Origin of the sequence: Halobacteriovorax sp. HFRX-2_2, from assembly GCF_043196705.1 — a bacterium.
Taxonomy (GTDB): domain Bacteria; phylum Bdellovibrionota; class Bacteriovoracia; order Bacteriovoracales; family Bacteriovoracaceae; genus Halobacteriovorax_A.
Genome location: NZ_JBEBMT010000003.1, coordinates 219,045 through 229,776, shown reverse-complemented (window position 1 = coordinate 229,776; position 10,732 = coordinate 219,045). Strand labels below are relative to the sequence as shown.

The following is a 10,732-nucleotide window of genomic DNA, read 5'->3' as shown; positions in this document are numbered from 1 at the left end:
CCTCATTGGGCCTTTTTTATCTATAAAGTCTACACAAAGCATTGATAAGAATTCAGAAATCCTCTAAATTGACCCATCGCAACACACAAAAAGGATTTCCATGAATAGATTAACACCTATCTTCTTATTATTGTTATCGCCTTCAATATTCGCCTTAGAAAAATCAATTTGCGGAATTGATGATCGAATCCCTTCACATGACCTAAAAGTAGGTCGCGCACTCTATAGTGAAACAGCAACTGATGGCTGCACTGTAACCATGATTTCTAAAGACTGCGCTATCTCGGTAGGACATTGTCATAAATACTTTAAACTCATTGAATTTAATACGCCTGCCTCCGATGAAGAAGGAATTAATTACTCAGCAAAGGAAGATGTCTACAAGGTAGATGAGAGCTCTGTGATCTATAGCAACGCTGGCCCTGGAAATGACTGGGCCGTTATGAAGCTACTCCCAAATGCTCATACACAAAAATACGCAGGAGCGGCCCAAGGCTTTTATGAGCTAGACTATACAGTACCTGAAAGCAAGGCCCTTATATCGATTACCGGCCATGGTTACGATGTAGAAGTAGAAAGATCATTTGCTCAACAAAATGGAATTGGTTACCTAGAAAGTGTCGGAAGAACTGGAGTTATCCGCCATAAAGTTGATACTACAGGAGGGAATTCTGGCTCAAGTATCATTAACTTAAAATCAGGAAAAATTATTGGCGTACACTCTCATGGGGGTTGTTCAAATAGTCATTATGGATATGCAACAAATCTCGGTACGAGTGTTGCCACGAATCTTAATTTTAAGACGGCCATTCAAGCTTGTTTAAAATCAGAATAAAAAAAAGCCTCTCATATATTCAATTGAGAGGCCTTTTATTTTCTATGATTTCTTTTTCTTCTTTTTACCTTTCTTCTTTTTAGAACCTTTCTTTTTTCGATTCTTAGCAATGAAGACACCAGCTCCAACAACAAGTGCAATGATTAGATAAAGGGTCATATCATCGCCACCAGAGCCTTTACCTTTTTGTCTTTGCCCACCAACACCAATATCATTAAGGCCAGCTTCATTATCTAAGAAGTCACCCGAGGCACCAGGAACAGCTTCACCTTTGTTACCTGCAAGCTTAAGCCCATCAGCATTATTCTTAATACGAGAGAACACCTGCATTGTTTCGATGATCTTATCAAAGATTGGCTTATAAGTTTGGTAGTGTTCTTTTGCAACAGAGAATGTTACCGCAACTCCTAACTCTCCTTTTACTGTCGCAAGGTAGCGAGTAAAAAAGCCAGGAACTTCACTTGATAAGTGAAGAGAGTCTACCCAAGTGTGACCTTGACCTTGAATCTTCTTCATTCTTGTATATGAAGGCTCAGAGATTTGTGTTTTACCACCAGGTAGTTTAAATGTTTTGGCCTGCTCAAGATAGGCCTTGTATTGAATAAGATCATCTTGCTTACCACGGTGCTTTGCCGCGAAAATAATGATGGCCTCTTTCTTTCTTCTGTCATTAGTGGACTGACAAACATACTCACTTCCCTCTATCGAACATTCCCAACCATTTGGTAGTTCGAACTCAAGAAAGTTAGAAGTATAAGGTTTCGCAATTACAGCTGATGTTGCCAGTAGGTAGAAAGCAATTAAAATTTGCTTCATCATCGATAATATCCTTTTTATGTTTATATTCAATATTTTAGCTTAACTTACAATTATATCAATTACTAAATATTTCCTCATTTCAGCTACTTAATCCTAGCAGCAAAGCCTTTTTCTATTGGCACCTTACGATAGCGAGCTACTACCTTAACAATGGCCGATGCACTCGAGACTTCATAAACCTTTCCTTGGGCAACTAAGATATTGCCACCAAAGTAGTCAGTCTTGTAAATATCAACAATATTTCCGGCCTGGATGTCATCAAGAGATCCATGATCAATCTTGATAAAAACACCTCTTGGTGAAACCTTAATAACATTGGCCTCAACAGAGTATTCTTTAAAACTCTCTTCAAATTTCTGTTGTGCTGTCACACCACCAGTGGTCCAACTTAGGCCAATCGTTGTATAGAAATCTTTATCTGTTGAAGTTCCTAAAACCTTTGTCCCAACAGTAGCGTAGGCAAGGTACTTATTACCAAATATCGTTTGTGCACTAGCATCAAGATTTACAAATTGACGATTAATGGAATTCCATCTTGAAGTGTAGCCACTTGCCACAATAGGTTTTGAATTAGGATTGTCTGTGTATTCATCTCCACCGAGTGAATAAACACCATTAGCAGAAAACCAGAAGGCCCAGTCAACATAGTGTTTAACAAGACGAGCATCAAAAGTAACTTCAGATGAAATAGGGGCCCCAGGGATACGATAACCGATCTTAAAATCGTATGACGTCCACTTAGTTGATTCAAATTTTGCCAGGAAATTAACTTCGATATCATTTCCACCATCACCTAGGATTAACTCATCACTTGGAACTGAACCAGAGTATGTATCGACAGTGTAAGGTCTGAAGCGATAGATTGCACTAAGAGCAAAATCTCTTCCGCGTTTTTTATCTAGGCCATAGAAGGCCCCAATATAAAAAGATTCAAGTCCTGCTGTGGTTTGAGTCTCATTTGTATCGCCACTACTAACATAGCGGCCTTTAAGACCTGCTAGAAGCTGAAACTTTGACATGATGGCATATTGGTAATCAAGATTAGCATCAAGAAGATTATAGCTTACGTCATCATTATAAACGACTTCATTTCCATCGCTATCAACCTGAGAAAGAGTTGAAGAAAAACTTCCTTCTAACTTAACTCTCGATGCACCCTTATTTAATGCTGTAGCATCTGATTGATAGATACGAGGATTTGCCAAGGCAAGCGGCCCAGCGGCAAGTAAAGTCGTTAACGTAATAAAGATCTTTATAAATTCCATATGTTATATAGAATAACCTTCTTTATTACTTTTTAATATAGATAGAATTCTTTTACCTAGCAGGCGATATTTTGCTGTCTTATCCCGAGTTTATCAATCAAGATTTTCGTACACCACTTTTTCTCGGCCAAGTAACTTTGAAAGACAATCCCATTCTCACTTGCAACCCGCTTCATCGACAAAAGGCCAATACCATTAGAGGCCTTATCTAAATCAGCATGCTGATCAATTTCATTGGAAAGAATGATTTGAATCTTTTCACCAATATCACTGATATGACAGTGAATCTTCCCCTCAGGCCTAGACCATAGGTAGATATTCTTTGAAATATTTTTTATGAGTCGTTCAAAAATTTGTTTATCACAAGAAAATACGATAGGGGCCAGCTCACGCCCAGAGGCCTCAATCACCAAATCCACACTGAGCTGATAGATCTCAAATTGCGTCTGACATGTTTGAATTAAGTCGGCGAATCGATAGGGGCCATTTTCTTTTAAACGATTAAATTGTGAGGTGATTTGATTTTCCAGTGCCGCAACTTCATTATAGATGACTTCTAGGCCGGCCTGATCCATCTGCCCATCACGAGACTCCAGATATAATTTTAGCCCATGCGTATGGTTAAGAAGATCATGAAGGAAATGAAGAGCTTCATTACTTTCTTTTAATTTTGAATCAGACATAAAAAGGCCTCTATTTTTAGAGGCCTTATTATTTCTTACTTAGATTAATCCGTCGTACTTTGCTTCACTACCAAGGGCCTCTTCAATTCTTAGTAGTTGATTGTATTTTGCAAGACGATCACTTCTTGAAGCAGAACCTGTTTTAATTAGTCCGCTTGAAGTTGCTACCGCAAGATCAGCAATGAATGCATCACTTGTTTCTCCTGAACGGTGAGAAATAATTGCTCTGAAGTCATTTTCAAAGGCCAGCTTTAGCGTATCAAATGTCTCACTTAGAGATCCGATTTGATTGATCTTAACTAAGATCGAGTTTGCTTGCTTCTTCTCAATACCTTCAGCTAGGATCTTCTTATTCGTTACAAATAAGTCATCACCAACTAGTAGACACTTATCCCCTAACTTAGCAGTCAGTTTTACCCAACCAGAATAGTCAGCTTCGTCCAGCCCGTCTTCAATTGAATATATCGGATATTTTGAAACTAAATTTGAGTAATATTCAACCATATCTTCACTTGAATAGCTCTTACCTTGCATTTGGTAACTACCATCTTTAAAGAACTCTGATGCTGCAGCATCAAGAGAAATTGAGATATCTTGACCTGGTTTATACCCAGCTTTTTCAATTGCGCTTAGGATTAGATCAAGGGCCTCTTCGTGTGACTTAAGCGATGGCGCAAAACCACCTTCATCACCAACATTTGTTGAATATCCTTTTTCAGTTAAAACACTTTTTAAAGCATGGAAAGTTTCAACACCAGCTCTTAGGTTTTCACTAAATGACTTTTTCATATGAGGAATAATCATGAATTCTTGAATATCAAGATTATTTGAAGCGTGTTCACCACCATTGATAATATTCATCATTGGTGTTGGAAGACGGTACTTATCACTTGCTACTGGAACACCTAAGTCTTCTCTTAAGTAAGCGTATAGTGACTTTCCTTTTTCAAGAGCACCTGCACGAGCAACACACATTGAAACAGCAAGGATCGCATTAGCACCTAGCTTTTCTTTATTTTCAGTTCCATCAACATCAAGCATTGCTTGGTCAACCGCTCTTAGATCAAAAACATCCATTCCGATGATTTTTGGTGCGATATATTCATTGATATTTGAAATTGCCTTTCTAACAGACTTTCCAAGGTAGTAAGACTTATCACCATCTCTTAACTCTAAAGCTTCTTTAGAGCCAGTTGATGCCCCTGAAGGAACCGCTGCACGGGCCATGAAACCATTTTCAGTTACTAGGTCAACCTCAACAGTTGGGTTTCCTCGTGAGTCTAAGATTTGACGTGGAGTTATAGATTTAATTTTAGACATATACCAATCCTTCGTTAGTTTAAAATTTGCCATATTTTAACTTACGCTTTTAAGGATCGTCACTTAGAAAAAGGGAAAACCTTCTAAATTTTGTTTTTTAACTTTGCGCCATAAATCAGGACTTCGACTATCGCGATAGTAGAAAAAATCAACAATGTCGCCATCATTAGTTATGACACATTGATCGGCCATATGCTTGGCCACATGATAACATGGAGAGATACTATGGGCCCCAACACTGGCCTTAAAAAGATCTTTTACGAATGGATAATGAGTGCATCCCAAAATGATATAATCATAACTCTCCTTCTCACTTGAAGGAAAAATAGACTCGACAATCTCTTTAGAAATTTCTTCTTCATTTAATCGTCCACTATCAAAGCTATCTTCAATAATTTTTGCAAGATTCTTTGAGACACGATACACCAAGTGACCTGCGGGATCATAACGATCTTTTAAGCTCTGAAATCGCATCGAGTCGGCCGTAATTTTGGTTGTAAGAACAACTCCCTTTTGCTGCTTAAGCTCAGGTCTTAGGTTAATCACATTAATAAATGGCTCAATTCCAAAGAATCGAATAGAAGGATAATTTGCGCGTAACTCATTAATGGCCATGGCCGTTGCGGAATTACAGGCAATTAAGATTGTATCGATACCGTGCGAGATGAAGTCATCAACAATATCTCGACAAAAGCTAAACACTTCTTCTTTTGTCTTATTACCATAAGGTGCATTTAGACGGTCTGCAAAGTAATAAATTTCGCAACGATCCATAAGTTTTGCGACCTCACGCAATACGCTAAGCCCACCAATGCCTGAATCAAAAATCCCTATCTTCAATATTTCACCTTAAATGCTAGACATCCCTAAAAAAGTCGTTATTTTATCTCATATGGGTATTAAAAATAAATTTGTAAACTTTTTCACTAGAATTAATAAAAATCGTCTATCTAATGATGATAGCAGAGACAAGATCTTAAAGTCTATGCAAGACTCACTACAAAATCCGGTGCGAATCTGCTTGGCCCATAATAATTTTGAAAAGTCTCCATTACGTGAGGATCGTAAAAACCTTCACGATATCTACCTCCACACTGAAGCACAAGATAGCAACTTATTAATGCACTTCGATCAAATGAGTATATTGAACTTAGTGGACAAAGAATTTATCGAATACCAAAAAGAAGTCTTAGACTTTGATGCAAAAAAATACGAACACCTGGCAATTAAGGCCATGATCGATGGCTCAATTGATTCTCTTAAAACGATTTCGCCTAAGAGCGGATTAAATGAAGACAAGTCACTTGAGTGGCTCAAGGTAACACTACTTACTCTGAAAAAGTCTCTTGCACGTATTGATCACAGAAGCACAATCTTAAGTTACAAGGTTTTCTTTGGACAATGGGAAGAGTCACCTATCCTAAGAGTGATGATTTATAATCTTGATATCAAATTAACTTTTCTTGCGAATCAATTAAAACTGGAAGTTAAGAATAAAGAGAATCGTGCAGAGTTTGACTCTCAGGCAAAAAAATATGAAGCCAACTTCAGTCAGCTTCATAATGATGTATTAAATGAAGTTATTAATTTATTTGTTAGCTTAAAACAAAGTATCAATTAATTCCTAATTAAATTTAGAATTAAGCTTTGTTAAAAATTCCTGTGCACTTGTGGTAGCAATGGCCGTGTACTGGTAAGAATCTAGGATTTCTGACTGTACATCTTTTTTAAGAGCATAAAGCTTTTTAAGATCAACGCCCTTAGGCTTTCCTTCAGATAGCTTATTAAGTTGTTTATTGATTGAACGAAGCTCTCCAATATAAGTGTTAATTTCAATCTCCGTTCCAAAAGAGTTTAAGTTCTTTGTCGAGTTAATAAGAATCTCAGAAAGATTTGAAGTCTTCTTCTTTTCATTCTTCAAAGTCGCAACAACATCATACTTACCGCGACAATTTGTAATGCGCCCTTTTAGAGAAGGACAATTAAAAGCAAGGTTCTTAATCTCATAACGAACCTTTGTGTTATCACGAAAACCAATTTTTGCAATCACACGATTAAGGTTTGCGATAATATCTTTTTTAAGAATTTTTGCTGCCTGATTCTTATCAAGTCCTAATTTGTGATTCTTTAGTTTAGTCAAAACTGAAGACTTTGCGTTTGCTGCACTTTCAATATTAACTAAGTTATTCTTTTCTAATTTGATATTAACGAGTGAGTTCTTTTCGACTAAAAGAGATTCGTCAATAGCGACTTCTAAAGTCTCAGTTGAGGATTTCTTCTTAAGGCCAACTTGTAGTCTTGGTCGCTCAATTCTTGTAAAGGCCAATTCCTTATACTGTCCTTGTCCATAATTTTTGAAAGTATAGATCTGTTCAGACTTAAGCTGAAAACGAATTGAATCAATATCATCTTGAATTGTTTCAACTGCAAAAGTATTTGCAGAAAGAGCAATTGCTGTCATCACTAGAGTTGATTTGATGAATGATTTCGTTCTATTTCTCATTTAATTTTTCCCTCAAAAATAAAATTAGGCTAACTGACGCCTTCAATAATATCAGTGGAAAGTGTTCTTTTGTGCTTAGTTGAAAAATAGTAATGCCATGTTCATTTTCTATGCACTAAATTTTTGACACACCTACAGGAATCTACGCAGTTTAAATTTTATTGCATTTTAATCCAATGTAATTACAATTAATTATATGAAAATAGATGTGGATATTGACAAGTTTTCAGGGGGTTACAAAGTGACATTCCCCCTATCTGAATTCAGTGACTTAAGTGACTTTAAGATGAGTATTGCTATCATTAAGGTATTTAGCGCCGACATGGAGCTTGAGCCAGAACTAGAGATAGATGACATCAAAGAAATCGTCGAAAAGACTAAAGAGCTAGATCAGGATCGATTTATCGTAGAAATCTATGAAGATGGAATTGAAGTCGATATCTAGAGCTTTCTGTATCTCTAAGCTGCTTTCTTCTTAACCATATCCTTAACCCAGTCAGGGGCCAAGAAATTTGACTTAGGAAATGGTAGCTTGTGAACTACGATATCTTCAAAGAAAGTTGGCACGTAATTACACGGTACCATCTCTCCAATATACTTTCCTGTTTGTGGATCCTTACCTGTCTGAACCCAACGGAAAATATCACGAACAATATAATTTCCATTATTATCGACACCAAGAACTTCTGAAATATGTGAAGTACGACGTCCACCATCATGATAACGGCTACATTGAACGATAATCTGTAGGGCACTTCCTACCATCTTTCTAACGGCATCAGGTGGAATCTTTGTGTCACCCATAAGACATAGCGTCTCAAGACGTGTACAAGCATCAATTGGGTTATTGGCGTGAACAGTTCCCATTGAACCATCGTGACCAGTATTCATTACCTGTACAAGATCTAGGGCCTCGTCTCCACGAACTTCCCCTACAATAATTCTATCAGGGCGAAGTCTCATGGCAGAGATAACAAGATCACGAATTGAAACCTCTTCAATCCCCTTTAGTTCATCTGCCTTTCTTGTTTCAAAATTGACAACGTGTTCGGCATCAACTTGTAGCTCGGCCGCATCCTCAATAATGATAAGACGTTGTGTTTTAGGAATTCGTCCTCCTAAAACATTGAGCATCGTCGTCTTTCCAGAACCAGTCCCCCCTGAAACGAGAATATTCTTTCCAAGGTAAACACAAATATCTAAGAATCTTGCAGCAACATCAGACATTGAACCGAATGCAATCATATCCTTTAGTGTTAAGCTGTCTTTAGAGAATTTACGAATGGCCACAGTTGTTCCATTCTTTGCCATTGGAGGCAGAACAACGTGAATACGAGAACCGTCTGGAAGACGAGCATCCAGACGAGGATTGTCTTCATCAATTGTACGGTTTACTGATTGGGCAATGGCACGCATTGCTGAGATTAGGGATGATTCATCTTCAAATTGATTTGGAACTTTGAAAACAAGTCCTTTCTTTTCAACAAAGATTTCATGAGGGCCATTGATCATAACTTCAGATACACCCTCATCTTCCAGAAGGTCACCAATTGGATAAAGTAAATTCTTAATCGCATCGCTAAATACCGAAGACATAATCCCTCACAATCACTTTTTATAAATTACTCTAGTCGTCTTTTGGACGCCATACGCGCACTCGTTCACTTTCACGAGATGCAATCTCTCTTTTTTGTTCGTCTTTCTTTGCCTTTTCACGTGGATGCTCAATGACAGTTAAAGTCCCACTTATCTGTCCTGATGGGCAATAGAATTTAAAGCGGCCAGGGGTATCAAGAAAAACAGAAGCTTCCCTAACTTCACCCTTCTTGGCCTCAACGTATACTTCGTGCTCTTTCAAAATAAGACAACTTGGTAAATTTGTCGCTGAAGTGACATAGAGATTAAGCTTCTCACCTACAAATGCTGTTACTTTCGAAGGAAAAAAACCTTTGTCAGTAGCGATAATCGACAAGTCTCTTTTTGGAATATCAAACTCTTGCTTATGGAAATAAGTCTCCTTAATTCCAAAGGCATAAGTTGTCACAATCAATGTAATTAACGTCACAGCGAAGCTTTTCATAATTTATTTATCGGTAACTTAGGAGGGATACTTTAGTCCTCTACTCAAACTTAGCTGAGGACTTTAGTCGTTATTTCAATGGTTTAAGAACGTTAATAAATCTTATGAATTAATTTAGTTATAAAAAATTATGGATAGCACTAAAATAAGGACATATTGTTTATAGATTTAAGAGCAACTTTGCGATTTTAATTGATACGGAAATCAAGACAAGGAAATCAACATGAAGGCACTCATCATTGACGACAAAAGAACAATATCAGAATCACTAAAGTCACTTATTGCAAGTAGTGGCTACTTCGCAAATGTGTCAATGGCCTCAAATGGTCTCGATGCCTGCAAAATGATAAGAGACGATAATTATGATCTTATCGTCATTGACCTAAACCTACCGGAAATGGGTGGCCAAGAAGTCCTTCAGTATATCGAGCAGCTCTACGGCGTAAATAGCATGGAAGGAAAGAGGAAGGAGAACTACCCTCATATTATGCTAATCTCTGGCGATATTGACGTTGAAAAAATTCATGATGCTTCCAAGTTAAATGTAGAGGAAGTCCTAACCAAGCCTTTTAACGTTCAGGACTTTAATCATAAGCTCTATTCAATTCTTGAAAATTTAAATGGTGAGATTATCGCTGCTTAGTTTTCTTTAATGCCTTAAAATCAAGAACGATATTTCCATCCTTCACATTCATCTTCACAGATGTTGAATCAAGGCCAGCACGTATTTGAACCGACTGTGTAAAAGATGATTTTGAAATACCATTTGGCGACTTGATAACTTTTTGGCCTTTAATAATGACAAGTCCTTCTTTAACTTCAATATTGACCTCATCGTCCTTAGATACTTTGATAACAAGTGTGTCAGCATCCTGCCAAAAGTATTCAACCATATTGACGTGACGATTGAAGCGATCAGGCAGACCTTGGATCTGTCCCATCTTCTGCATTCTCTCAAACATCTTTTGTATTTCAGAATCAAAGCTATCACCTGCCTGCATCTGCTTCATCATTTCATCACGCATCTGCATGATCTGATCAACAAGCGGATCATTACCTTGGCCATAACTTACAGCTGAGAGTGTAAAAAATGTGATAAAAATTAGCTTCTTCATATCTATAAAATCTTATCATAATTTTAATAAGTTAGACACATTCAGAGCAAAAATCCCACCATATTCACAATGCATCACAGCATTCAGAAACCAACAAATTCTTACATTAAGG

The 10,732-nt window shown here is 37.3% G+C and carries 13 protein-coding genes; 4 read left to right on the top strand and 9 right to left on the bottom strand.

The features are described from left to right. The first annotated feature begins 100 nt into the window (after positions 1-100). Positions 101-835 carry a trypsin-like serine peptidase gene (locus tag ABMA79_RS11630; RefSeq protein WP_392860556.1) on the top strand — a complete coding sequence of 245 codons (735 nt, stop codon included), beginning with the start codon at positions 101-103 and terminating at the stop codon, positions 833-835. Between the two features lie 42 nt (positions 836-877). Here the strand turns inward: ABMA79_RS11630 and ABMA79_RS11625 are convergent, their stop codons facing one another. The 5 genes from ABMA79_RS11625 to ABMA79_RS11605 all read right to left on the bottom strand — a co-directional run bounded on the left by ABMA79_RS11625 (position 878) and on the right by ABMA79_RS11605 (position 5,762). Then, positions 878-1,654, bottom strand: a complete 777-nt coding sequence (locus ABMA79_RS11625; RefSeq protein WP_392860555.1) for a hypothetical protein — start codon at positions 1,652-1,654, stop codon at positions 878-880. 83 nt (positions 1,655-1,737) lie between these two features. After that, positions 1,738-2,919 carry a hypothetical protein gene (locus ABMA79_RS11620; RefSeq protein ID WP_393092712.1) on the bottom strand — a complete coding sequence of 394 codons (1,182 nt, stop codon included), beginning with the start codon at positions 2,917-2,919 and terminating at the stop codon, positions 1,738-1,740. Between the two features lie 56 nt (positions 2,920-2,975). Continuing rightward, positions 2,976-3,602: a hypothetical protein gene (locus ABMA79_RS11615; RefSeq protein WP_393092709.1), complete on the bottom strand. Its 627-nt coding sequence runs from the start codon at positions 3,600-3,602 to the stop codon at positions 2,976-2,978. Between the two features lie 39 nt (positions 3,603-3,641). Continuing rightward, positions 3,642-4,922, bottom strand: a complete 1,281-nt coding sequence (gene eno / locus ABMA79_RS11610) for a phosphopyruvate hydratase (RefSeq protein ID WP_393092706.1) — start codon at positions 4,920-4,922, stop codon at positions 3,642-3,644. Positions 4,923-4,985: 63 nt separating this feature from the next. Then, entirely contained in the window at positions 4,986-5,762 is a 777-nt protein-coding gene (locus ABMA79_RS11605; protein WP_393092704.1) for a glutamate racemase, read from the bottom strand. Between the two features lie 52 nt (positions 5,763-5,814). On the opposite strand from ABMA79_RS11605, the gene ABMA79_RS11600 reads away from it, so the two are divergent. Beyond that, positions 5,815-6,543, top strand: a complete 729-nt coding sequence (locus tag ABMA79_RS11600; protein ID WP_393092701.1) for a hypothetical protein — start codon at positions 5,815-5,817, stop codon at positions 6,541-6,543. A 3-nt stretch (positions 6,544-6,546) separates the two neighbouring features. Here ABMA79_RS11600 and ABMA79_RS11595 read toward each other — a convergent pair whose 3' ends face one another. Beyond that, on the bottom strand, positions 6,547-7,425 hold the full coding sequence (locus tag ABMA79_RS11595) for a hypothetical protein (protein WP_393092699.1): 879 nt from the start codon (positions 7,423-7,425) through the stop codon (positions 6,547-6,549). A gap of 196 nt (positions 7,426-7,621) precedes the next feature. On the opposite strand from ABMA79_RS11595, the gene ABMA79_RS11590 reads away from it, so the two are divergent. Next, positions 7,622-7,870, top strand: coding sequence for a hypothetical protein (locus ABMA79_RS11590; protein ID WP_392911668.1), 249 nt, complete (start codon positions 7,622-7,624; stop codon positions 7,868-7,870). 14 nt (positions 7,871-7,884) lie between these two features. Here the strand turns inward: ABMA79_RS11590 and ABMA79_RS11585 are convergent, their stop codons facing one another. Together ABMA79_RS11585 and ABMA79_RS11580 are read right to left on the bottom strand one after the other, a co-directional pair. Then, positions 7,885-9,021, bottom strand: a complete 1,137-nt coding sequence (locus ABMA79_RS11585) for a CpaF family protein (RefSeq protein WP_393092696.1) — start codon at positions 9,019-9,021, stop codon at positions 7,885-7,887. A gap of 31 nt (positions 9,022-9,052) precedes the next feature. Then, the gene (locus ABMA79_RS11580) at positions 9,053-9,505 is read right to left on the bottom strand and encodes a hypothetical protein (protein WP_392860539.1); all 453 of its coding nucleotides are present in this window, start codon (positions 9,503-9,505) and stop codon (positions 9,053-9,055) included. Between the two features lie 223 nt (positions 9,506-9,728). Between ABMA79_RS11580 and ABMA79_RS11575 the strand changes: the two genes are divergently transcribed. Beyond that, positions 9,729-10,148: a response regulator gene (locus ABMA79_RS11575; RefSeq protein WP_392860538.1), complete on the top strand. Its 420-nt coding sequence runs from the start codon at positions 9,729-9,731 to the stop codon at positions 10,146-10,148. Here ABMA79_RS11575 and ABMA79_RS11570 read toward each other — a convergent pair. Beyond that, entirely contained in the window at positions 10,135-10,620 is a 486-nt protein-coding gene (locus ABMA79_RS11570) for an Hsp20/alpha crystallin family protein (RefSeq protein ID WP_392860536.1), read from the bottom strand. The genes ABMA79_RS11575 and ABMA79_RS11570 overlap by 14 nt on opposite strands. Between the last annotated feature and the right edge of the window lie 112 nt (positions 10,621-10,732).